The organism is Vitreoscilla stercoraria DSM 513 (assembly GCF_000382305.1).
GTDB lineage: Bacteria > Pseudomonadota > Gammaproteobacteria > Burkholderiales > Neisseriaceae > Vitreoscilla > Vitreoscilla stercoraria.
In genome coordinates this window covers 133,748-156,067 of record NZ_KB908025.1, presented here as the reverse complement: position 1 = coordinate 156,067, position 22,320 = coordinate 133,748, and the positions used below count along the sequence as shown (strand labels likewise).

General features: G+C 44.0%; 23 protein-coding genes and 2 tRNA genes. 6 read left to right on the top strand and 19 right to left on the bottom strand.

Annotated elements, in window-relative coordinates:
- The 8 genes from H150_RS0107820 to trmB form a co-directional block, all read right to left on the bottom strand.
- Nucleotides 1–77, bottom strand: a tRNA-Asp gene (locus H150_RS0107820).
- A gap of 8 nt (nucleotides 78–85) precedes the next feature.
- Nucleotides 86–161: transfer RNA gene (locus H150_RS0107815), tRNA-Val, on the bottom strand.
- A 166-nt stretch (nucleotides 162–327) separates the two neighbouring features.
- Entirely contained in the window at nucleotides 328–957 is a 630-nt protein-coding gene (gene ribA, locus H150_RS0107810; protein ID WP_019958495.1) for a GTP cyclohydrolase II, read from the bottom strand.
- 1 nt (nucleotide 958) lies between these two features.
- Nucleotides 959–1,615 (bottom strand): GAF domain-containing protein, encoded by a 657-nt coding sequence (locus tag H150_RS0107805; RefSeq protein WP_019958494.1) that lies wholly within the window; start codon nucleotides 1,613–1,615, stop codon nucleotides 959–961.
- A gap of 9 nt (nucleotides 1,616–1,624) precedes the next feature.
- Nucleotides 1,625–2,359, bottom strand: coding sequence for a pseudouridine synthase (locus H150_RS0107800; protein ID WP_019958493.1), 735 nt, complete (start codon nucleotides 2,357–2,359; stop codon nucleotides 1,625–1,627).
- A gap of 46 nt (nucleotides 2,360–2,405) precedes the next feature.
- Nucleotides 2,406–3,755, bottom strand: a complete 1,350-nt coding sequence (locus H150_RS0107795; protein WP_019958492.1) for a deoxyguanosinetriphosphate triphosphohydrolase — start codon at nucleotides 3,753–3,755, stop codon at nucleotides 2,406–2,408.
- An 85-nt stretch (nucleotides 3,756–3,840) separates the two neighbouring features.
- Nucleotides 3,841–5,550, bottom strand: a complete 1,710-nt coding sequence (locus H150_RS0107790) for a proline--tRNA ligase (protein ID WP_019958491.1) — start codon at nucleotides 5,548–5,550, stop codon at nucleotides 3,841–3,843.
- Nucleotides 5,551–5,952: 402 nt separating this feature from the next.
- Nucleotides 5,953–6,681 carry a tRNA (guanosine(46)-N7)-methyltransferase TrmB gene (trmB, locus tag H150_RS0107785; RefSeq protein ID WP_051083017.1) on the bottom strand — a complete coding sequence of 243 codons (729 nt, stop codon included), beginning with the start codon at nucleotides 6,679–6,681 and terminating at the stop codon, nucleotides 5,953–5,955.
- A gap of 387 nt (nucleotides 6,682–7,068) precedes the next feature.
- Between trmB and H150_RS0107780 the strand changes: the two genes are divergently transcribed.
- Nucleotides 7,069–7,671 carry a 2OG-Fe(II) oxygenase gene (locus H150_RS0107780; RefSeq protein WP_019958489.1) on the top strand — a complete coding sequence of 201 codons (603 nt, stop codon included), beginning with the start codon at nucleotides 7,069–7,071 and terminating at the stop codon, nucleotides 7,669–7,671.
- A 128-nt stretch (nucleotides 7,672–7,799) separates the two neighbouring features.
- On the opposite strand, the gene H150_RS0107775 is transcribed toward H150_RS0107780, so the two are convergent.
- From H150_RS0107775 to H150_RS0107750, 6 genes are all read right to left on the bottom strand, one after another.
- Nucleotides 7,800–8,516, bottom strand: coding sequence for a methyltransferase domain-containing protein (locus H150_RS0107775; RefSeq protein WP_040755770.1), 717 nt, complete (start codon nucleotides 8,514–8,516; stop codon nucleotides 7,800–7,802).
- Nucleotides 8,517–8,679: 163 nt separating this feature from the next.
- Nucleotides 8,680–8,835, bottom strand: coding sequence for a hypothetical protein (locus tag H150_RS15105; RefSeq protein ID WP_155970491.1), 156 nt, complete (start codon nucleotides 8,833–8,835; stop codon nucleotides 8,680–8,682).
- 252 nt (nucleotides 8,836–9,087) lie between these two features.
- On the bottom strand, nucleotides 9,088–10,104 hold the full coding sequence (gene ilvC, locus H150_RS0107765) for a ketol-acid reductoisomerase (protein WP_019958486.1): 1,017 nt from the start codon (nucleotides 10,102–10,104) through the stop codon (nucleotides 9,088–9,090).
- A gap of 90 nt (nucleotides 10,105–10,194) precedes the next feature.
- Nucleotides 10,195–10,686, bottom strand: coding sequence for an acetolactate synthase small subunit (gene ilvN / locus H150_RS0107760; RefSeq protein ID WP_026353570.1), 492 nt, complete (start codon nucleotides 10,684–10,686; stop codon nucleotides 10,195–10,197).
- Nucleotides 10,686–12,467 carry a biosynthetic-type acetolactate synthase large subunit gene (gene ilvB, locus H150_RS0107755; RefSeq protein WP_019958484.1) on the bottom strand — a complete coding sequence of 594 codons (1,782 nt, stop codon included), beginning with the start codon at nucleotides 12,465–12,467 and terminating at the stop codon, nucleotides 10,686–10,688. Before ilvB ends, ilvN begins: the two co-directional genes overlap by 1 nt.
- Nucleotides 12,468–12,933: 466 nt before the next feature.
- Nucleotides 12,934–13,482, bottom strand: a complete 549-nt coding sequence (locus tag H150_RS0107750) for a DUF924 family protein (RefSeq protein ID WP_019958483.1) — start codon at nucleotides 13,480–13,482, stop codon at nucleotides 12,934–12,936.
- Nucleotides 13,483–13,569: 87 nt separating this feature from the next.
- On the opposite strand from H150_RS0107750, the gene H150_RS14025 reads away from it, so the two are divergent.
- Entirely contained in the window at nucleotides 13,570–14,469 is a 900-nt protein-coding gene (locus H150_RS14025; protein WP_019958482.1) for a pirin family protein, read from the top strand.
- Between the two features lie 100 nt (nucleotides 14,470–14,569).
- Here the strand turns inward: H150_RS14025 and H150_RS0107740 are convergent, their stop codons facing one another.
- Both H150_RS0107740 and trxC read right to left on the bottom strand, forming a co-directional pair.
- The gene (locus H150_RS0107740) at nucleotides 14,570–14,980 is read right to left on the bottom strand and encodes a hypothetical protein (protein ID WP_019958481.1); all 411 of its coding nucleotides are present in this window, start codon (nucleotides 14,978–14,980) and stop codon (nucleotides 14,570–14,572) included.
- A gap of 314 nt (nucleotides 14,981–15,294) precedes the next feature.
- Nucleotides 15,295–15,729, bottom strand: a complete 435-nt coding sequence (gene trxC / locus H150_RS0107735) for a thioredoxin TrxC (RefSeq protein ID WP_019958480.1) — start codon at nucleotides 15,727–15,729, stop codon at nucleotides 15,295–15,297.
- A gap of 435 nt (nucleotides 15,730–16,164) precedes the next feature.
- Between trxC and H150_RS14020 the strand changes: the two genes are divergently transcribed.
- Both H150_RS14020 and H150_RS0107725 read left to right on the top strand, forming a co-directional pair.
- Nucleotides 16,165–17,559, top strand: coding sequence for an NAD(P)/FAD-dependent oxidoreductase (locus H150_RS14020; RefSeq protein ID WP_040755798.1), 1,395 nt, complete (start codon nucleotides 16,165–16,167; stop codon nucleotides 17,557–17,559).
- A gap of 31 nt (nucleotides 17,560–17,590) precedes the next feature.
- Nucleotides 17,591–18,697, top strand: a complete 1,107-nt coding sequence (locus H150_RS0107725; RefSeq protein WP_211206676.1) for a polyamine ABC transporter substrate-binding protein — start codon at nucleotides 17,591–17,593, stop codon at nucleotides 18,695–18,697.
- Between the two features lie 89 nt (nucleotides 18,698–18,786).
- On the opposite strand, the gene dapD is transcribed toward H150_RS0107725, so the two are convergent.
- Genes dapD through fur form a run of 3 tightly spaced genes read right to left on the bottom strand, consistent with a single transcriptional unit; the run spans nucleotide 18,787 to nucleotide 20,785 of the window.
- Nucleotides 18,787–19,608, bottom strand: a complete 822-nt coding sequence (gene dapD, locus H150_RS0107720; RefSeq protein WP_019958477.1) for a 2,3,4,5-tetrahydropyridine-2,6-dicarboxylate N-succinyltransferase — start codon at nucleotides 19,606–19,608, stop codon at nucleotides 18,787–18,789.
- 8 nt (nucleotides 19,609–19,616) lie between these two features.
- Nucleotides 19,617–20,348 (bottom strand): leucyl/phenylalanyl-tRNA--protein transferase, encoded by a 732-nt coding sequence (gene aat / locus H150_RS0107715; protein WP_019958476.1) that lies wholly within the window; start codon nucleotides 20,346–20,348, stop codon nucleotides 19,617–19,619.
- A 2-nt stretch (nucleotides 20,349–20,350) separates the two neighbouring features.
- Nucleotides 20,351–20,785, bottom strand: coding sequence for a ferric iron uptake transcriptional regulator (gene fur / locus H150_RS0107710; protein WP_019958475.1), 435 nt, complete (start codon nucleotides 20,783–20,785; stop codon nucleotides 20,351–20,353).
- 153 nt (nucleotides 20,786–20,938) lie between these two features.
- Between fur and H150_RS0107705 the strand changes: the two genes are divergently transcribed.
- On the top strand, nucleotides 20,939–21,298 hold the full coding sequence (locus H150_RS0107705) for an outer membrane protein assembly factor BamE (protein WP_019958474.1): 360 nt from the start codon (nucleotides 20,939–20,941) through the stop codon (nucleotides 21,296–21,298).
- Between the two features lie 98 nt (nucleotides 21,299–21,396).
- On the top strand, nucleotides 21,397–22,209 hold the full coding sequence (gene dapB, locus H150_RS0107700; protein WP_019958473.1) for a 4-hydroxy-tetrahydrodipicolinate reductase: 813 nt from the start codon (nucleotides 21,397–21,399) through the stop codon (nucleotides 22,207–22,209).
- Nucleotides 22,210–22,320 lie beyond the last annotated feature (111 nt).

Genomic DNA, 22,320 nt, shown 5'->3' with positions numbered 1-22,320 from the left:
TGGCGCGGCGGACGGGACTCGAACCCGCGACCCTCGGCGTGACAGGCCGATACTCTAACCAACTGAGCTACCACCGCTAATTTCTTGGTGGGTGATGACGGAGTCGAACCGCCGACATTCTGCTTGTAAGGCAGACGCTCTACCAACTGAGCTAATCACCCCGAGTTGCTTCATGCAATTCGTTTAGAGGGCGTATTAAAACATAGGAACCGATTTGCCGCAAGCATCAAAACAAAGTATTTTCCAATAGGATTGTTCCATAAAGAAAAAAAAGTTTTGATTTTATCTAAAATCCAATCAACACCGAGTGAACACGCCCCAATTCTATTACAACATGTGTCCCAATTTATCGTGTTTGGTTTGCAAATAAGCTTCGTTTTCACGATTCAAACCCACAATCAATGGCTCACGCGCCACCACATTGATACCAGCGTCCTGTAAAGTTTCTACCTTTTGTGGATTGTTGGTCATTAATGTAATATCGGTAATATGTAAAAAACGCAATATATTGCGAGCCAGCACAAAATTACGGGCATCCACAGGCAAGCCCAAAGCCACATTCGCTTCAACGGTATCCATGCCTTGATCTTGCAATTGATAAGCACGAATTTTATTGATTAAGCCTATGCCGCGACCTTCTTGACGCAAATACACAATACAGCCACGACCTTGGGCTTGTATCGCTTGCATAGCGGCCTGTAATTGTGGACCACAATCACAACGTTGCGAAAACAAAGCATCACCTGTCAAACACTCAGAATGAACACGCGTTAAAACGGGCTCACCATGATTGACATCACCCATGGTCAAAGCCACATGGTCTTGACCACTGATGACTTCTTCAAATCCATGCATTTGAAATTCGCCCCATTCAGTTGGCAAACGACAAGTAGCAACATGACGCACTTCGATATCATTTTGTGGTTGATTGGGTTTGATTTCAGGTTGATAAATCATATTAATCCTCTAAATCTGCGCCCACAGGCGGAAATACATTGTACAAAGCATCAGCTACCGTCAAAGCCGCACCCAACCACCAAGCTTGTGCATTTTCATCAAACGCAGCCACTTCTGGCGAGGTCACATACAAAACACCCAAAACCGCACCACTGGGCGTGGTCAACGGCCACAACATTTGGCTCAAGCCCAAATGGCTCTCTTCAGCACTCATTTCACTGATATTGACCCAGCGCTGAGCATCGTCAATCAACTGACCCCAACCTGTTTGCGCCACACGATGCAGCAAGCATTGCCCATGCTCAGCAGCATTCAAACTTTGTGGCATATTCATGCCATTGTGCCAAAAACGGTTCAAAACCAAACCTTCTACTTCAGGCTGCACCACATACAAAGCTACTTTGGCTGGATAGCGCTGGAAAGTGGAATCCAAAACAGCATATACCGAACGCAAAAAATCGTTGTGAATCCCGGATTGCTCCAAAACAGAAACCGCATCAAAATCATATGTCGTGTCTTGCCATAGGTTTGCTGGCAAATCCTTGACTTCAGCAACGTTGTAAACCGTACCCAAAGTCAAATACGCCACTTGCACCATCTCAATTGGCAATTTGATTCCTTGGGTGCGCAAATAATCTTTGATTAAATTTTGACTCATCACGCCACCTTAAAACTGTTCTTCAGGACGTACAAAACGCCATTGACCTTGCGGTAAATTACCCAATTTGATTTGGCCAATACGAATGCGTTTCAAACCTACCACTCGCAAGCCTACCAATTCACACATGCGGCGAATTTGGCGTTTTTTACCTTGGCGCAAAATAAAGCGCAATTGGTCTTCGTTTTGCCATGTCACACGTGCAGGTTTTAACGCCTCGCCATCCAAACTCAAACCATGATTGAGCAAAGCCAAACCATTAGGCTGAATTTGACCGCGCACACGCACCAAATACTCTTTGTCAGTGCGACTGTCTTCACCAATCAAATGCTTGGCCACACGACCGTCTTGTGTCAACACCAACAAACCCGTTGAATCAATGTCCAAGCGGCCTGCAGGAGCCAAACCTTTGAGCATAAATGGTTTGAACGTGCGGCGACTGGTATCCTCGCTCCAGTGGTTTTGCGCAGTAATCAACTCAATGGCAGCACGGTATTCTTTTTCAGGTGAACCCGATACAAAGCCGACAGGCTTATTGAGCAATATGGTCACACGTTCCGCTTGTGCTTCGTGGGCTTGCTTGGCCAAATCAATGCGATCGGCTTCGGTAACTTTCTGTCCCAATATTGCCACCACACCATTGACCTTCACCAAACCTTGTTCAATATACGTATCTGCTTCACGGCGTGAACACAAACCCAATTGTGCCATGCGTTTGGACAAACGCATCGATTCTAATTCCATCTCTTACTTTCCTCGCCTCACGGCGTTGTCAATGTTTACAGGACGCTTACACCATACTGATGCCAGATATTTCGCGGGCCATTTTGGCTGCGGCATTGTCGGTCATGCCACCGACAAAATCCAACACTTTCATATAGGCTTGATAAACGCTGTCTGTTTCTAAAATAGGGTCTTCTTTTAACAATTCCAAGACCAAAGATTGTCTGTGGCTGACTTTTCTTTCCACCACATAAGCCAATACCGCAGGCAATAACAATTCCAAAATTTGTCCCAAACAAGGAAATGCTGCAATTTCATTCATCAATTTGCTCGGATGTCGGAAAATATACTGGCGTGCTGCTTCTTTGGCCACTTCCAAAGTATCTCGCACCTCATTAGAACAAAATGCCAACAAATCTTTGCCTTGAAATGCGCCTGCTAATAATTCTTGCTGATGCAACATAAAAGTATTGGCAACGTCTTCCACCGCCCGACCCACCGCCACGCCACGCAACATGGCACATTTTTGGCGTGCCGATTGCGCTTGCCAAGTAGATTCAACAAACGTCAATTTCGACAAAATCGCCTCCACTTGCAAATCCGACAGCAAACCAATTTCAACCGCATCTTCCAAATCCAATAAGGCATAACAAATGTCATCTGCCGCTTCCATCAAATACGACAAAGGATGTCGCACCCAACGGTCAGTGTTCACAGATATCAAGCCCAATTCATCCGCCACACGGCGCACATACGGCAACTCAGCTTGATAAACATTGAATTTATGTTGTCCCATATTGGGTTCAGAACTCGTCCAAGGGTATTTGAGCAAAGTTCCTATTGTTGCAGCGGTCAAACGCATGCCGCCACGATGGCGATACATTTCTAAAGCAGAAACTGTGCGCAAACTGTGGGCATTGCCTTCATAAGTTTGTAAATCACAACGCTCGGCAGCACTCAAAAGTGCCAAATAATGCGCATGTTGCGGATTGCGAAACCAATCGCGCAATGCATCTTCACCAGTGTGTCCAAACGGTGGATTGCCCAAATCATGCGCCAAACAAGCGACCTGAACCACGCCACCGATGTCTTGAGGCGTGTAGTTAGCAGGCAAAAACCCACCATGCGCCAGCATCGCTCCGACACGATTGCCGATGCTACGCCCCACACTGGCCACTTCCACGCTGTGAGTCAATCGATTGTGTGTCAAATCGTTTTCCGCAAACGGATGCACTTGGGTTTTGCGACCCAAACGCCGAAATGCACCTGAAAACACCACACGATCGTAATCGATGTGAAAATCTGTGCGCAGCGCATCGATGCCTTCTTGAGTAGAAGGGGTGCGCGTAGGCATCACCTCGCCATCGATTTGCTTAAAACGTTGTGCGCTGAGCAGCTGTTGCCAATTCATTGTCATAAACATTCCTTATTAAAGGGCGCCACATAATAGTACAGGACGCTTTCACCCTTGGCAAAAGCGTCCTGTCAATCAGCTACATCACTTATTTCAATGCATCCAATACTTTTGCTGCAATAACGTCCACTGCCACTGTTTGCGATTCATTGTCGCGACGCGCTTGGTATTCTACCTCGCCCGCTTTCAAACCACGGTCACCAATAACGATGCGATGTGGAATGCCGAGCAATTCAGAATCATTCAACAACACGCCCGCACGCTCATCACGGTCGTCCAGCAACACATCCACGCCCTCAGCTTTCAATTGTGCATACAATGCATCCGCCGCTTCACGTACCGCTTCAGATTTTTTGTAATTCATTGGCACAATCACCGCTTGGAATGGTGCCATTGAATTGGTCCAAATGATGCCACGCTCGTCGTTGTTTTGCTCAATCGCCGCAGCGACAATGCGCGTGATACCAATACCATAACAACCCATTTCCATCACTTGGGATTTACCATTTTGGTCTAAGAAGGTCGCTTTCATCGCTTCTGCATATTTAGTACGCAATTGGAATACATGACCCACTTCAATACCACGTACCAATTTCAACACACCTTGACCATCAGGACTGGCGTCGCCTTCGATGACATTGCGCAAATCCACAAACTCAGGCTCAGCTGCATCACGACCAAAATTAAAGCCTGTGTAGTGGTAGTCGTCTTCGTTCGCACCCACAACAGTATCATTCAACAATTCAATCGCATAATCGGCATACACGCGGCCTGTAAAGCCCACAGGGCCCAAAGAACCACCATTGGCACCAAACGCATCTTTGATGGCTGCAGGCGTTGCCATGGTCAATGGCGATTTCACGCCTGCCAATTTTTCTGCTTTGATGTCATTGAATGCATGGTCGCCACGCAACAACAACAATACCAATGAACCTTCTTCTTCACCTTCTACCACAATCGACTTCACCGTTTTTTCAATCGGTACATTCAAAAACTCAACCAAAGCTTGAATGGTTTTGGTGTTCGGGGTATGGATTTTGGTCAATTCTTGGCTCGCTTGTGCACGTGTGCCTTCTTGACGCAAAGTCGGTGCCAATTCAATATTGGCTGCGTAATCAGAACCTGTGCTGTAAGCAATCACATCTTCGCCACTGGAAGCCAATACTTGAAACTCATGCGAACCTGTGCCACCAATACTGCCTGTGTCCGCTGCCACAGGACGATAATCCAAACCCAAACGGTCAAAAATATTGCAATACGCTTGGTACATCACATTGTAAGTGGCTTTTAATGAATCAAAATCAGCATGGAAAGAATACGCATCTTTCATCACAAATTCACGCGCACGCATCACACCAAAACGCGGACGCACTTCGTCACGGAATTTGATTTGTACTTGGTAAAAGTTTTTTGGCAATTGTTTGTAAGATTTGATTTCGCTGCGCACGGCATCGGTAATCACTTCTTCATGGGTCGGACCCACGCAAAAATCACGACCATGACGGTCTTGCAAACGCAATAATTCTTTGCCGTAAAATTCCCAACGACCAGACTCTTGCCACAATTCAGCAGGTTGTATCGCAGGCATCACCAATTCAATTGAACCCGCTGCATTCATTTCTTCGCGCACAATCGCTTCAACTTTGCGCATTACACGCACGCCCATCGGCATCCATGTATACAAACCTGACGCCACACGCTTAATCAAACCTGCACGCAACATCAGTTGGTGACTCGGCAATTCTGCTTCTGCTGGTGCTTCTTTTAAAGTCGAAATAAAAAATTGACTGGCTTTCATTGTTTTCTTTCTGCACGTTACAGCGTGCTTTACTATCCATCCACCAAGAGTTTTGTTTGTTATCCACCGCTTGACAAATCAGGCTTTATCCAAAATATTCAAAACCTGTCTTACTATGGTCACATGGTAACCACAATTTGTCACACAAGTCTCTTGACATTATTAAGTATTTGATTTTAAACAATATTAAAAAATTGTCTATTATTTAAGCAATCATGCTGCCAAGCTTGATTTTACTGTATTTTTACGCTCTACCCACAACTTATCTACATATTTATCCACAGGCTATGTGGACAATATTTTGGTGAGTTACACCATCGGCGATGATGGTGCTAGGCAATGCCCAATGTGGTCACTACAAACATGCATCGAGCATTTTTACTAAAAATTCATTAATATCTGCTATTTAACTCGGGTAAACACCAAATCCCACACACCATGACCCAAACGTTTGCCACGAGCTTCAAATTTGGTTTCAGGACGGTATTCAGGGGTTGGTGCATAATCCGTGGCAGTGTTTTGCAAAGCATCAATGCCTGACAATACTTCCAACATTTGCACTGCATATTCTTCCCAATCGGTCGCCAAATGAATATAGCCACCGATTTTCAATTTTGGCAACAATTGCATCACAAATGGCGTTTGAATCAAGCGGCGTTTATTGTGGCGTTTTTTATGCCAAGGGTCTGGAAAAAAGACATGGATACCAGCCAAAGAACCATCAGGCAACATATTGTTCACCACTTCAACGGCATCGTAGCGCATCACTTTCAAATTGCTTAATTCGTTTTCTTCAATCAATTTCAACAAATTACCCACACCCGGCGCATGCACATCAATCGCCACAAAGTCTTTTTCAGGCAAAACCTTCGCAATGTGAGCTGTCGCCGTTCCCATACCAAAACCGATTTCAAAGATTTTGTCATTGTCACGACCGAATACGGCGTTCAAATCAATGAATTCAGGCTGGTATTCGATGCCATATTTTGGCAAACCTTCAGACATCGCCGCTTTTTGCGCATCACTCATGTGACCTTGGCGCAAAACATAACTGCGTATGCCACGTTTGTGACTCACTTCATTGTCAATGTCAGAGGTTTGGTATTGTTTTTCAGATTCTTGTTCGCTCATGGGCTGTATCACTGCAATCATTTCAAAGATTGCCATTATACAAAATTTAAACGTCCTGTCGGGCTTACAGGCCGCTTAAATTTCAATTGCGCACACATCTAGTATGACTTTGCCATTGGCACACCATTATTTGAAACATCGCAACACACACCACATCCCATCCCATTTCCCATCAAAATCACCCAATCAGCATTTCAATCACCTGACAACATTCATTTACAGGCCGCTTGTATGCTGTATTTTTGAAAAAATCACTTGCCATAGCAAGCGTTTAAATACCTGACAAATCTCAATCATGACCAAGCACATTTTTTTATTTATCTTACCCAAAAGTTCCTATATGATGGCGCACCTTTTTTAACTCTCTATTTGAAAATCACCCCTCTCATGGAAATTTTAGACCTACCCATCACTTGGAATTTGGAGCAAATCCTTGATGATTTGGCTCAACATGGATTCAGCGTGATTGACAACGCTTATCCAACGACGTTTGCGCATGAAGTTTTGAATGAATGCATGGACAACTTACAAAAATTTCGCAATGCTGGCATACAAAACGGCGTGCAAAGTCACATTCGCAGCGACCACATTTTATGGATTGATACCCAATTGGAAATCGCTCAACAGCACATCCACACCTTAAAAATATTGTCCGATGCATTGAATCGGGCATTTTTTTTGGGCATCAATGACGTTGAAGCGCATTTTGCCTGCTATCACACTGGCGAATTTTACGCCTTACACCGTGACAATCCTCATGGCAAAAATGGTCGTGTCATTTCCACCGTGTATTATTTGCATGAAACATGGGAAGAAGATTGGGGAGGTCAATTGCATTTCAAAGACAAAAATGACGTTTGGCATACTCTCATACCCAAACCCAACCGCATTGCCTTATTCCAAAGTGACTTACTGCACGAGGTTCAATTGGCACAACAACAACGTTTGTCCATCACCGCATGGCTGCGCAACGACCAAACCATTTGGTAACACCATGCCGCCACTCATACCGATGTCGCACAGCGACCTGCATTTTGATGCCAAACATCTTATTTCAATGCCAAAAAGCGTCCTGTAATCGGACGCTTTTTTGATTTTGACTTTGGAGTATTAAGATATTAAAAGGCAATATGTTGACTATATAATGCATTTTGCATTTTTTGCAATTTTAATTGGTCTTCAGTCAAAGCCGAAATCTCATATTCATGCCACGCACCCTCCCATTGAGAAATGCCATTGTAAACATCTTTTTTGGTATGCAAAATTCGATTGGGGTATTGATGAATGTGCTCGCCATTTTTTAAAAAAACAGCCACAAAATCATTCCAATCCTCAGCTGCAAACAAAGTTTGAGCCACAGCTTGTTTGCTTGTATAAGACTCTAACAATACCGCAGGAATGTGGTTGCGTCTGGCCCAAGTCACCAAAGCATGCCCACTATCAGGATAAAAGCGCCAGCAATCGACAGGATAACGGTGTACCACACCATTTGACGGCGCATTCAAATAAAACAAACCGTGTGGCTTTAAAATGCGCATCACCTCTAAAAACACCAACCAAAACATTTCCGAATGTTCAAAACAAGAACTGCTGATGACGATATCCGCCATTTCATCTTCAAAAGGCAAACTATAAGGATCATCTAATACCACATCCACACCCTTGCCTGCGACAAAATCCACGCCCACATATTCAAAATCCATAGGCACATGAGTTTTAAGAGAGCCATTGACATCTTGCGAGCCAATTTCAACCACTCTTTTAATTTGCCCATCAAATGAAGCGGCGTAGGTTTTAAAAAAAATCTCTGCGTTTTGCATGGCTGTTGGGTGCATGGTTTCATCCTTTTTATCAAATATCATATGCCATTGACAAAAAAAAATCCCATTCATTCCAATCAAATATCATAAAATTAAACAATGTATTTAAAAAATCAGCATAACAATGACAATGACAAGCGTCCTGTAAAATATTACAGGACGCTTGTCATTGTCATATTTAACAATTGGGTAATTGCCTTTCCAACCAGTTTTCCATTTCTTCTTGATTCATTTGGGCAACATCACCGCCACAAATGACCACCAAATCACCTAAATCATATTCGTCGTCATACTCATCTTCATACTCAAAGTCATTCAATTGCACCCCATCCATTTCAGGCTCCTTTTCAATGTTGGCGACAACCACACCTTGATTTGACAAACCATAATGACATTTAAATTAAAAAACTGGTTCAAGATTACAGGACGCATTTGTAATATTTATTGAGATAGCTCAAATAAATATCCATATGCGATTGAAATTAAAAGATTTAAATCAAATTTAAAAATCATTAAATCCAATTAAAAAAGCGTCCTGTAAACATTTACAGGACGCTTTAAATATCCAATTTAATTAAAAATTAAATTAGTTTTTCTCTTGATCAACCAATTTGTTTTTAGCAATCCAAGGCATCATGTCGCGCAATTGTTTGCCGACGATTTCAATTTGGTGTTCTGCGTTCATGCGACGACGAGCGGTCATTGAAGGGTAGTTCAATTGGCCTTCGTTGATGAACATTTTCGCGTATTCACCAGACTGAATGCGGTACAAAGCTTTTTTCATCGCAGCTTTGGTTTCAGAAGTCACCACTTCCACGCCAGTTACGTATTCGCCATACTCAGCATTGTTAGAAATTGAGTAGTTCATGTTCGCGATACCACCTTCGTACATCAAATCTACAATCAATTTCAATTCGTGCAAGCACTCAAAGTAAGCCATTTCAGGTGCGTAGCCCGCTTCAACCAAAGTTTCGAAGCCACATTTCACCAATTCAACCGCGCCACCACACAATACCGCTTGTTCACCGAACAAGTCAGTTTCGGTTTCTTCACGGAAATTGGTTTCAATCACGCCGCCTTTGGTGCCGCCGTTAGCCGCTGCGTAAGACAAAGCGATGTCACGAGCGCGACCGGTGTTGTCTTGGTAAACCGCGATCAAAGATGGTACACCGCCGCCTTTCAAGTATTCGCTGCGAACAGTGTGGCCTGGGCCTTTAGGCGCAACCATGATCACGTCAACATTTTTAGGTGGCACGATTTGGTTGTAATGAATGTTAAAGCCATGAGCGAAAGCCAATGCAGCGCCTTCTTTCAAGTTAGGTGCGATAGCATCGCGGTAAACAGCTGGTTGGCTTTCGTCAGGCAACAAAATCATCACCACGTCAGCAGCAGCAGTCGCCTCAGCCACTTCTTTAACATTGTGACCTGCATTTTCAGCTTTTTTCCAAGACACGCCATCTTTGCGCAAACCCACAACCACGTTCACACCTGAATCTTTCAAGTTTTGAGCGTGTGCATGGCCTTGTGAACCGTAACCAATAATCGCAACAGTTTTACCCTTAATCAAAGACAAGTCAGCATCTTTATCGTAAAAAACTTTCATTTTATTTCCTTAAATTCCAAAAATGGTATTGTTAAAGGCGTCCTGTAAGGTTTAAGAACACCTAAGTATCTATGTTTTATGTGTCGCGATTCAGATGCGCAACATTCTTTCACCACGACCGATGCCAGCGGCACCAGTGCGGACGGTTTCCAAAATCAAACTTTTTGGCAAAGCCTGAACAAAAGAATCCAATTTTTCAGTGGTGCCCGTCACTTCGATGGTATAAGTACGCTCACTCACATCCACCACACGGCCGCGGTAAATCTCTGCCAAACGCAAAAATTCATCACGGTCTTTGCCCACAGCACGCACGTTGACCAACATCAATTCACGCTCAACAAAATGCGAATCGTTCAAGTCGATGACTTTGACCACTTCAATCAATTTATTCAATTGTTTGGTGATTTGTTCAATCACTTCTTCATCACCGCGCGTTGAAATCGTCATGCGTGACAAAGTTGGGTCTTCGGTCATCGCCACTGACAAAGAGTCAATGTTGTAACCACGAGCAGAAAACAAACCAATCACACGGCTCATCGCACCTGATTCGTTTTCCATCAAAATCGATAAAATATGTCTCATTATGGCACGCTCCGAGTGTCGTAATCACGATCGTGAACATCGTTCACGTCAGAATCTGCAATGGTTTCACGCATGTGCGGTGGCAGAACCATTTCGTTCAAGCCTTTACCATTGCCCACCATAGGGAAGACGTTTTGTTTTCTATCGGTAATGAAATCCATGAACACCATGCGATCTTTCAATGCCAATGCTTCTTTCAAAGCACCTTCCACATCGCTTGGTTTGTCAATGCGCATGCCCACATGACCATAAGCTTCTGCCAATTTCACAAAATCAGGCAATGAATCCATGTAAGACTCAGAATAACGGTCGTGGTAATAGAATTCTTGCCATTGGCGTACCATGCCCAAATAACCGTTGTTCAAGTTAATCACTTTCACAGGAATACGGTATTGGTAGCAAGTCGACAATTCTTGAATGTTCATCTGAATCGAGCCTTCGCCCGTGATACAGCAAACATCTTGCTCAGGGTTCGCTAATTTGGCACCCATCGCATACGGCAAACCCACGCCCATCGTGCCCAAGCCGCCTGAATTCATCCATTGGCGTGTGCGGGTAAACGGATAATATTGCGCAGCATACATTTGATGCTGACCCACATCGGACGTCACAATCGCTTCATTATTGGTCAAACGTGCCAAAGTGCTCACCACATATTGTGGCAAAATCACATCGTCGCCTTGATCAAAATACAAGCAATCGCGTGAACGCCAAGCCTCAACGGTTTTCCACCATTTTTCCAAAGCCGCGGGTTGCAACATCAATTCTTGCTCTTTCCAAAGCGCAATCATCTCTTGCAATACCAGTTTCACATCGCCCACAATCGGCACGTTCACTTTCACGCGCTTGGCAATGCTCGATGGATCGACGTCTATGTGAATGATTTTTTTAGGTGTGGCCAAAAATTTGCTTGGTACCGAAATCACACGGTCGTCAAATCGCGCACCAATGGCAATCACCACATCGGCTTCTTGCATCGCCAAGTTCGCTTCATAGCGACCATGCATGCCCAACATACCAATGAATTGGCGATCGGTAGAATCGTAAGCGCCCAAACCCATCAAAGTGCCCGTTGTTGGTGCACCCAATAACTTCACAAATTCAGTCAATTCGTTTGAAGCATTGCCCAATACCACGCCACCACCGAAATAAACCAATGGGCGCTTGGCACCTGCCAATACTTGCAAAGCTTTTTTGATTTGACCAGTATGGCCTTTGGTTGCAGGCTGATACGAGCGAATGAACACTTCTTCAGGATAGCTGAATTTTGCCATCGCTTGCGTGATGTCTTTTGGAATATCGACCACAACAGGACCGGGACGACCAGACTCCGCAATATAGAATGCTTTTTTAATGGTTTCTGCCAAATCTGCGATGTCAGTCACCAAAAAATTGTGTTTGACGCAAGGACGGCTCACACCCACCATATCAACTTCTTGGAATGCATCAGAACCAATGGCAGGCGTACCCACTTGACCTGAAAGCACCACCAATGGAATCGAATCGGTATACGCTGTGGCAATACCTGTAATGGCATTGGTTGCACCAGGACCTGAAGTCACTAACGCAACACCAGCTTTGCCTGAGCTACTAGAGCGTGCAAAAGCATCGGCAGCATGTACGGCAGCTTGCTCGTGTCGAACCAAAATATGACGGAATTTATCTTGCTGATAGATGGCATCGTAAATTTCAAGAACTGCGCCACCAGGATAGCCAAAAACGTATTCTACGCCTTCAGCGATGAGAGATTGCACAACAATCTGTGCACCTGATAATTGCATAAACACCTCTTAATAATACGAGTATTCCAAAAGGCATGAACGATTTCATACAAGGCTTGTAAAAAGCACCCAATATTGACGACGATTTTTGGTACGTGACAATACTTAAGTCATGACAATCCATTCACACAATCATTCAAAATAGACGTTGTGGGTTTGAACAACAGAACAGCGCTTAAGATACTGCATCGCAACACGAAAAACAAGGCAACAAAATGTCCAATTACTTCACTTATAAACAAATTATCTTAAATATTGCTTATTAATGTCATAAATTAGAATTTAATTTTCACATACACGGAAATTAATATATTTTAATCTTGTTTTATAAAAAAAATTAATTCATATTAACAATTGTAAATAAAATCAATTACATGCCAATAAAATAAAAGCCTGCTTGCTAATGACATTAGCTTTACAGGCCGCATCCAATCTAATCTATAAAATTGATATGATTCACTATTTTCTAAAATGAAGACCCAGGTTTTTGTAAAAACTCCACCTCTTGCATGCTAGATGGTCGACCTAAAACAAAGTTACGATGAGGAAAACGCCCAAACTCTGCCACAATATCACGGTGTCGCTGCGCAAAATCCAAAGTATTGTCATTGGTATGTTGCTTAAACAATGGTAAAGAAGCGTCCTGTATGATGAGCGATTCAGAATGCATCATCGGTAACAAAGCAAATTGTTTCTCCGTTTCACTCAAATCAGCAAACCCTTCTTGGCGCAACATTTCTTGGCACAAAACCAAAGCCATACCATCTTGATCGAAAGCACGGCAATCTTCACGCCACAAATTGCGGCTGAATTGGTCTAGCACAATGATTTCCGCCAAGCGTCCTTGCAAGCTGTCTCGCCAAGACCACAACTCGCCTGCAGTTGCCGCTTTCCAAGTTTCCCAAAAACGCTCACGAATGTGTTCATCGACATCTGAATCTTTGCTAAAACGCTGCTCAGAACTCAACTCATCCAACCAAAAAGCCAATACTTCCTGTATTGATGCCAATTTCATTGTTCTCTCCTTATTCGTGTCAGATACAACCTGATTGCAGCTTGTGATAAGCTTGCTTGATGCTTATTTTACCCAAAAGGTGACCTCATGACTCAATTTGAAGTGTTAAACCAAGCCAAAACCGAATTAAGCCCAGGTTTTGAAATTCTGCGCGGCTTACCACAACGTGCGTTGCGCCGTATTGGTGCGTGGATTTTCCTAGACCATTTAGGTCCCGTACAAGTCACTCGTGCAGAACAATTGCATGTACACTCCCATCCTCATATTGGCTTGCAGACGTTTACTTGGATGATAGAAGGTGAAATCGAACACAAAGACAGCTTAGGCTACCATCAAACCATTCAAGCAGGTCAAATCAACTTAATGACTGCAGGCAATGGCATTGCCCATACTGAAATAAGCTTGAACCCTACAGGACGCTTGCATTCAGCTCAATTGTGGATAGCCTTGCCTGACAGCCATAAAAACATGCCTGCTGCATTTGAAAACTATCCCAATTTGCTTGCCATAAAAACAGATGAATCCACGCAAACGATTTTGGTGGGCTCATGGCAAGGACAGACCTCTAGCGTCAAAGTTCACACGCCTTTGATCGCAGTAGATATCCTAAGCCAACAAACCCATCAGGTGACTTTGCCTTTGAATCCTGATTTTGAATATGGTTTGATGGCATTAGAAGGCAACTTCAGCATAGAACAAACCGATTGCGATGCGTCAGTCTTGGTTTATTTGCCTAAAGGTCAAACTGAAGTGAATGTTCATTTACCAGCCAATAGCCGAGTATTGCTCATTGGTGGTGAACCGATGCAAGAAGAATTGATTGTATGGTGGAATTTGGTGGCACGTACGCAAGCAGAAATCGAACAAGCACGTGAAGATTGGCAAAATCAAAGCGAACGCTTTGGCAATTTAAGCCTATTAGGTGATGGCTGGTTACAAGCACCGCTCATTAATGGCACCTTAAAAGCCAGCGGACCACGTTCTTAATATTGTTTTTATACCATCTTCATGATTGATGTCATGGAGGTGGTGAAAGCGGATTTTCATTAACATGATGCAACGGCTGTTTTAAAACATCCTCAATACATTACTCAAAACTCCCACCCCAACACATATTATAACGCACCAAATCCAAACATTGAGCCTCATAATCTCCTTCAAAAACCACCGCGCCTTGGTCCATAAAACGCTCTAGCCAACCTGAAGCAGCCCAAGACTCTTTTTGCTCGGGACGCAAATACAGAATTTTGCCATGGCTGCGCATGCGGCCATCTAACATTTGCGACAAATCATGTTCTACTTCTATGACCTCAGGATGGTACAAAGCAAAAGCCAATTTGTGCTTTTTTGCCAATTTTAAAACCTGTGCATTGTCATTTTTTTGAGCGGCAACCACTGCTTCTGCATCAAAAATTTCCACAATGCTATCGTAATTTTTGTATGCCGCTAATTGTATGGAAACATTATTACTTTGAGATTTGGCTTTCAACAAATACATGTCTTTTCACTCCTCATATTTTTGTTTTTATGGTCTATCGAAATAGAATTGATACTGCTTATCTATATTCTCATTGCATGAGAATCTTATTTTTCTCAGATGACTATGACATCAAATTGTTGCTTCATCTTGTATAAAAAATCCCAAAATAAATAACTTCACCAATTAAAACAGCATATTAAATACCTATTATTCATCTATTGGAAAGCATTTAAATCAACAAATGAGCATTTACAATGCCAAAAAACCATCAATACATAAAAAAACGCCCTGTCGCACCGTACAGGACGCTTAGAACACCATTCTAACCCGCGCTACAACACCGACTGCACCCATTGCTCAATTTGTGCAGCACTCATAGCGCCAGAGACACGAGCCACTTCCTTACCCTCGATAAACACCACCATCGTCGGAATGCTGCGGATATGGTAAGGTGCGGCCGCTTGTGGATGCGCCTCGGTATCCAGTTTCGCCAATTGCGCGATACCCAACAAACGGTCTGCCGCCTCTTCAAAAGCAGGTGCCATCGAGCGACATGGCCCACACCACGGTGCCCAAAAATCCACTACCACCGGCAATTGACTGCGCCCAACATGACGCTCAAATGATGCAGCATCCAAAGCAACCGATTTTTCGATTAATAAAACATCTTGGCAATGTCCGCATTTGGCCTCTTGATTTAAGCGCTGCGTGGGCACACGGTTGGTTGAATGGCAATGTGGGCACACCACATGTATGTTCTCGGACATCATTTTTCTCCTTGGCAATTTTCAAACCAATATTATCGTAGTTTTCCCACGCACTGTTTGCCCAAATAAGACTCAAGGCTAATTTGATTTTTATTTTTATTTTTACTAAAAATAAAAATTGTTTCAATTTTTTCACAAAAAAACATTGAAACAAATTGGCTGTTATTTTCAATAAATTCATTCGAAAAATTTCAAACTCATACCCACATCTGATTCCAAAATAATGTTTGATATAACAAAGAAAATTTTTCTATTCAATATTAAAAAAATAATATTTTCATATTTAACATTCAGATATTATTTAACTTTATTAACCATTCCAATTTCAAATTATTTGTAAAAATTCATTGATTTTTCAAATACCATACGCCTATCTTAATGACTTATGCATTTAAAACCAATACCAATCTTTTTTATTCTTTGAAGACCAAAACCATGTCACACAACAACATTTCTTTTTGGGTCAAATCTTTACCAGAACACACTGCATTTAATGCCAATGCCCAAACTTTTGATGCACAAGTGCACCAACATTTTGATGTTGTGATTATTGGTGCTGGTTTCACTGGTTTGTGGTTGGCGTATTATTTAAACCAAGCCCAACCTCATTGGAATATTGCCATTTTTGAAGCCCAACAAGTGGCTTATGGCGCATCTGGACGCAATGGCGGCTGGCTTTCGCCTCACATGCCAGGCATTGTCTCCAAAATGCTCAAGGCAGGTATCAGCCAAGAAAACATCGTGTTTTTCCAACAACAAGTGACCGCCACCATAGCCGAAGTCAGACAAGTTTGCCAAAAAGAAAATATCGATTGTGATTTGCATGAAGGTGGTTTGTTAACGATCGCCATGAACCCTGCACAAGCCACGCGCTTACATAAATTAAAGCAGCACGACCACCAATTTGGCTATCCACAAGACGAAATTGAGTATTTGAATCAAACCCAAGCACAAACGCATTTGAACAGTAACAATGTCAAAGCCGCATTGTTATTCAAACATGGCGCACGCATTCAGCCTGCGAAATTGGCGTTTGGTTTGCGTGATTGTTTGCGCACACGAGGGGTCAAAATTTTTGAAAACAGCCCTGTTACAGCTTTTGGCAAACAACACGTTCAAGTCCAAGGTCAAAAAGTGTCGGCCAATTACGTTGTCAGCTGTACCGAAGGCTACAGCGACGCTTTGCTCAAAAACCGCAAAATCATTCCGGTCAATTCATCCATCATCACCACAGAAGTGTTACCAGAAGCTTTTTGGCAACGCTTTGGCTGGACACAAAAATACCTTTTGAACGACCAATCACACCAATTTTTCTATGCCCAACGCACACGCGATGATCGAATTGTCTTTGGCGGCCGCGGCGCGCCTTATCAATTCAATTCAGTTGATGCAGGCCATGGCCATTTGGACAACGCCACCATCGCTCAATTGCAACACAAATTGGCAGCGGTATTTCCAGAATACCCCATTGCAATTGCGCATGCATGGAAAGGCTCTTTGGGCGTGACACGCGATTGGTGTGCCAGCGTCAGCCTGAGCCCCAACACCCAAGTCGGTCACGTTTATGGCTTTGCAGGCCATGGCGTAGCAGGCACAAATTTGGCCGCTCGCCACATGGCCACCAAAGTTCTGCAGCAACAAAGCGAGCTGGAACGCTTGCCTTGGAACAATTTTCAAAATCCCACATGGGAAACAGAGCCATTTCGTTGGATAGGCATCCACAGCATGTACCGCATGCTCGGTTGGGCCGATCAAATCGAATACCGAAAACAACAACCTCAAACCACCGCATTGGCAAGCATTGCCTACAAAATTTGTGGACTTAACTAAAAACAGCTTCAACCACACACGGAGTTTTTTGATGCATTTGAAACCGATGTTAATCACCATTTGCAGCGCTTTGATTGCTTTGAGCGCTTGTAACAATCCGCCCGCAGAGCCTTCTAGCACACCTATACCAGAAGCCAGCAGCACATCGAGCACCAGCAATAAGACACGCGATTTGACCATCGCTTCTTGGGGTGGCACTTACCAGGATGCTCAGCGTGAAGTCTATTTCAAACCGTTTTCAGAGAAACTGGGCAAATCGGTTTTGGATGAAAACTACGATGGCGGTTATGGTGTGTTACAAGCAAAAGTGCAATCGGGCAACCCAAACTGGGATGTGGTTCAAGTAGAAGGTGCGACTTTGGCATCGGCTTGTGAAGATGGTTTGTTAGAGCCTTTGGATTGGGACAAACTCGGTGGAAAAGACGCTTATTTGCCAACTGCAGTAAACGATTGTGGCGTGGGCGCCATTGTTGTGTCTTCAGTCATTGCTTACGATGGCAACAAAATTCAAAGTGGCCCGACTTCTTGGGCGGACTTTTGGGATGTGAAGAAATTCCCAGGCAAACGCTCACTGCGCAAAACCCCTACTTACACGTTGGAATTTGCTTTGATGGCTGACGGCGTACCACAAGACAAAGTGTATGAGGTTTTGGCAAGCGAAGAAGGCGTAGCACGGGCATTCAAAAAGTTGGATGAAATCAAACCGCATGTGCTGTGGTGGGAATCTGGCGCACAACCTTTGCAATTATTGGCCTCAGGCGAAGTCTCTATGGCATCGGTTTACAATGGTCGTGTCGCCGGCTTGAACCGCACAGAAGGCACCAATTTCAAAATCGTTTGGCCAGGCAGCATGTACTCGATTGACAGCTGGGCGATTTTAAAAGGTGCGGCAAACAAAGAAGCCGCTATGGATTTCATTTCGTTCGCAAGTTTGCCAGAAAACCAAGTGAAATTACCAGAGTTCATGGCTTATGGCTTACCAAACAAGCAAGCGGCGGCCAACGTACCTGAAAAATATGCAACTGAATTACCAACATTTGCAGCCAATATGGAACAAGCATTGCCATTTAACGCAGCATTTTGGGGTGACCACTCAGAAGAGTTGATTCCACGCTTTAACGCTTGGCTGGCCAAATAATTTAGGTTGAAGAGTTTCGTACCATACAAAACAAGCGCCCTATAAAACTTACAGGGCGCTTGTTGTTTGTTTTCAAAAATCAAAACAAATTAAATGCCGCGCAACAATTCGTTCACGCTGGTTTTGCTGCGAGTTTGTGCATCCACTTTTTTCACAATCACTGCACAATACAAGCTGTGGCTGCCGTCTTTGCTAGGCAAAGAACCAGACACAACCACCGAGCCTGCTGGAATGCGACCGTAAGTGATTTCACCGGTTTCACGATCCAAAATTTTAGTAGATTGACCGATGTAAACGCCCATAGAAATCACAGAACCCGCTTCAACAATCACGCCTTCCACGATTTCAGAACGTGCACCGATAAAGCAATTGTCTTCAATAATGGTAGGGCTCGCTTGCAATGGCTCCAACACGCCACCAATGCCCACGCCGCCTGACAAATGCACGTTTTTACCAATTTGTGCGCAAGAGCCAACAGTCGCCCAAGTGTCTACCATGGTGCCTTCGTCAACGTAGGCGCCAATGTTCACGTAAGACGGCATCAACACCACGTTTTTGCCAATGAATGAACCCGTACGCGCCACCGCACCTGGCACCACACGGAAACCGCCTTGACGGAAATCTTCGTCAGTGTAAGCATCAAAACGGGTTGGCACCTTATCAAAATATTGGTTCACACCATCGTTCAAGACTTTATTGTCGTTCAAGCGGAAAGACAATAAAACCGCTTTTTTAACCCACTCATTCACGACCCAAGCGCCATCAATTTTCTCAGCGCAACGCAATACGCCTGCATTCAATTGAGCGATGACTTCGTCTACCGCTGCTTTCACGTCTGCAGGTGCATTCGCAGGTGTGATATCGGCACGGTTTTCAAAAGCTTGTTCGATGGTGGTTTGTAAATTAGACATGATGCTCCCTAGTTGATTTGATTGACCAACACGCCTGCAACCATTGCTTGGTGCAAATCTTGTTGGCAATAAAGGTTTAAAGCGGCCTGAAAATCAGCAAATGCGATTTCCAAAGCGCCAAATCTGGCCAAATGGTGTGTGTGCATTTGGCAATCGATCAATTCGATGCCGCAAGATTGTAAATACTTTACGGCATGGACAAAAGCGATTTTTGAAGCGTCACCCGTCAAAGCAAACATAGATTCGCCATAAAACACCCGTCCGATTTGAATGCCATACAGTCCGCCCATGAGCTGCCATTGGCTGGCATCTTGTGCAGATTGTTGCCAATATTCAAAGCTATGCGCATGTCCTTGACGGAACATTTGTGTTAATGCCCATTGCAATTCGGCTGTCAACCAAGTGCCGTCTTGTCCTTCTCGTGGCACATTCGCACAAGCGCTTAAAACGGCTTGAAACTGTTGATTGACGGTGACAGCATAGCGACGATTGCGCACGTTTTTGGCCAAAGAGCGACCGATATATAAGTTTTCAGGACGCAAAACCATGCGTGGTGCCAAAGCCCACCAACAAATGGGCTGACCGTCGCTATACCATGGAAAAATGCCGCGTTGATACGCGGCAAGCAAACGCTCTACACTCAAATCGCCACCAATAGCCACCAAACCATCGCGCTGTTGTTGGGCGATGGTCAAATCAGGCCAAGACTGAATGTCGTCGGTTAGGTAAGACAACTGCATGGTTATTTTTTAGCTTTGGCCTGACATTCAGGACACACGCCATACATGTACAAAGAATGGTCAACAATGCGAAAACCATTTTCCAGTGCAATTTGTTCTTGAATCGCTTCAATGCGCTCATCGAAAAACTCAATCACACTGTTACATTTCACACAGACGATGTGATCGTGATGTCCGCCACGATTGAGTTCATACACCGCTTTACCCGTTTCAAAATGATGACGGATTAAAATCTCGGCTTGCTCAAACTGAGTCAACACACGGTAAATGGTCGCCACACCAATGTCGCTGTCGTCTTCCAGCAACAAACGGTAAATGTCTTCAGCACTCAAATGTGCATCTGGATTTTGTTCAAACAAATCCAAAATTTTCAAACGTGGGCCGGTAACTTTCAAACCGCTGTCTTTTAATTGGGCAATGTTGTTATTGTGATCCATGATGATTCCCACTTGATGTCATAAGCCGCTATAATACCTACTTTCTGGATGGTTGCCCACCGCGATTGCAGCGGTAAATCAGCTTCATAGTAGGCCATCTGCACGACCCTCAATCCTGTCACAATCTTTTCATTACTGAACCGAGGTAATCGAGTGAATAAATACATTGTCCTAACTTTAGCCGTAGCTGCCTTGGGTTTGAGCGCTTGTTCTTCTGAGCGTGTTTCCAATTTTCCATCATATAAACTGAAAGTCGAACAAGGCAATGAATTAGACCCACAACGCCTAGCACAATTGCAAGCTGGTATGACACGCGAGCAAGTGCGCTTGTTATTAGGCACGCCTAGCATTCGCTCGGCTTTCCATGCCAACCGTTGGGATTACCAATTTGCTGTCACTCGCAACGGCATTACTCAAGAAAACCACAATTTAACCGTGTATTTTGATGGTGATGTGTTAAGTCGCGCAGAAGGTTCGGCTTTGAACCCTGCCGAAAAAACCGATAAGCCATAAGCGGCCTGTTAGTTTTCACCGCATGTAGATGGCTTGCAATCTTTCTACATGCGGTGCTCATAATTTGTTTGTTAAATTTGTTAGTTAAAAAGAAAAATATGTCTGAATTATTGAATATTGCCATTGTTGGCGCTAACGGTCGTATGGGTCGGGCTTTGGTGCAAGCGATCAACGACCATCCACAATGTCGCCTCTCTGGCGCTTTGGAACACGACCAATCGCCTGCTTTGGGTTTGGATGCTGGGTTCACTTTGGGTTTGGACACAGGTGTGAAAATTTGTGCCGATACCGATGCGGTTTTGGCAGTCAGCGATGTGTTGATTGATTTTAGCCGTCCTGAATCGACTTTAAAATATTTAGATGCTTGTGTGGCACAAAACAAAGCCATGATTATTGGCACTACGGGTTTTGATGACGCAGGCAAAGCCAAAATTGCCGAAGCCGCTGCCAAAATCGGCATTGTGTTTGCCGCCAATTACAGCGTCGGAGTGAATTTAACATTTGCCTTAATCCACAAAGCCGCACAAGTATTGAACGAAGGCTTTGACATTGAAGTCATCGAAGCACACCACCGCCACAAAGTGGATGCCCCTTCTGGCACCGCTTTGCGCATGGGTGAAGTTTTGGCCGATGCCATTGGTCAAGATTTGAAAGATGTGGCTGTGTATGCACGTGAAGGCATTACAGGCGAACGTGAAGCGGGCAAAATCGGTTTTGCCACAGTGCGCGGTGGCGATATCGTCGGCGACCATACCGTCTTGTTTGCAGCCGATGGCGAGCGCGTGGAAGTCACTCACAAAGCTTCTAGCCGCTTGACTTTTGCCAATGGCGCTGTGCGTGCCGCCGCTTGGCTCAAAGACCAACCTAAAGCTTTGTATGACATGCAAGATGTTTTAAACTTGCGCTGGTAAGTTTCAATCGATTGATGATTGTCACTTAGATTACAACAAAAGCCAATCTTGACGATTGGCTTTTAATTTAAAAAACGATTCAAAAATATCAAAAAACAAACCTACATTTTT

What these genes read in the sequence shown, in the direction of transcription:
- ribA (WP_019958495.1), bottom strand. Translation starts at nt 957, where the DNA reads ATGATTTATCAACCTGAAATCAAACCCAATCAACCACAAAATGATATC.
- H150_RS0107805 (WP_019958494.1), bottom strand. Translation starts at nt 1,615, where the DNA reads ATGAGTCAAAATTTAATCAAAGATTATTTGCGCACCCAAGGAATCAAA.
- H150_RS0107800 (WP_019958493.1), bottom strand. Translation starts at nt 2,359, where the DNA reads ATGGAATTAGAATCGATGCGTTTGTCCAAACGCATGGCACAATTGGGT.
- H150_RS0107795 (WP_019958492.1), bottom strand. Translation starts at nt 3,755, where the DNA reads ATGACAATGAATTGGCAACAGCTGCTCAGCGCACAACGTTTTAAGCAA.
- H150_RS0107790 (WP_019958491.1), bottom strand. Translation starts at nt 5,550, where the DNA reads ATGAAAGCCAGTCAATTTTTTATTTCGACTTTAAAAGAAGCACCAGCA.
- trmB (WP_051083017.1), bottom strand. Translation starts at nt 6,681, where the DNA reads ATGAGCGAACAAGAATCTGAAAAACAATACCAAACCTCTGACATTGAC.
- H150_RS0107780 (WP_019958489.1), top strand. Translation starts at nt 7,069, where the DNA reads ATGGAAATTTTAGACCTACCCATCACTTGGAATTTGGAGCAAATCCTT.
- H150_RS0107775 (WP_040755770.1), bottom strand. Translation starts at nt 8,516, where the DNA reads ATGCACCCAACAGCCATGCAAAACGCAGAGATTTTTTTTAAAACCTAC.
- H150_RS15105 (WP_155970491.1), bottom strand. Translation starts at nt 8,835, where the DNA reads ATGGATGGGGTGCAATTGAATGACTTTGAGTATGAAGATGAGTATGAC.
- ilvC (WP_019958486.1), bottom strand. Translation starts at nt 10,104, where the DNA reads ATGAAAGTTTTTTACGATAAAGATGCTGACTTGTCTTTGATTAAGGGT.
- ilvN (WP_026353570.1), bottom strand. Translation starts at nt 10,686, where the DNA reads ATGAGACATATTTTATCGATTTTGATGGAAAACGAATCAGGTGCGATG.
- ilvB (WP_019958484.1), bottom strand. Translation starts at nt 12,467, where the DNA reads ATGCAATTATCAGGTGCACAGATTGTTGTGCAATCTCTCATCGCTGAA.
- H150_RS0107750 (WP_019958483.1), bottom strand. Translation starts at nt 13,482, where the DNA reads ATGAAATTGGCATCAATACAGGAAGTATTGGCTTTTTGGTTGGATGAG.
- H150_RS14025 (WP_019958482.1), top strand. Translation starts at nt 13,570, where the DNA reads ATGACTCAATTTGAAGTGTTAAACCAAGCCAAAACCGAATTAAGCCCA.
- H150_RS0107740 (WP_019958481.1), bottom strand. Translation starts at nt 14,980, where the DNA reads ATGTATTTGTTGAAAGCCAAATCTCAAAGTAATAATGTTTCCATACAA.
- trxC (WP_019958480.1), bottom strand. Translation starts at nt 15,729, where the DNA reads ATGTCCGAGAACATACATGTGGTGTGCCCACATTGCCATTCAACCAAC.
- H150_RS14020 (WP_040755798.1), top strand. Translation starts at nt 16,165, where the DNA reads ATGTCACACAACAACATTTCTTTTTGGGTCAAATCTTTACCAGAACAC.
- H150_RS0107725 (WP_211206676.1), top strand. Translation starts at nt 17,591, where the DNA reads ATGCATTTGAAACCGATGTTAATCACCATTTGCAGCGCTTTGATTGCT.
- dapD (WP_019958477.1), bottom strand. Translation starts at nt 19,608, where the DNA reads ATGTCTAATTTACAAACCACCATCGAACAAGCTTTTGAAAACCGTGCC.
- aat (WP_019958476.1), bottom strand. Translation starts at nt 20,348, where the DNA reads ATGCAGTTGTCTTACCTAACCGACGACATTCAGTCTTGGCCTGATTTG.
- fur (WP_019958475.1), bottom strand. Translation starts at nt 20,785, where the DNA reads ATGGATCACAATAACAACATTGCCCAATTAAAAGACAGCGGTTTGAAA.
- dapB (WP_019958473.1), top strand. Translation starts at nt 21,397, where the DNA reads ATGTCTGAATTATTGAATATTGCCATTGTTGGCGCTAACGGTCGTATG.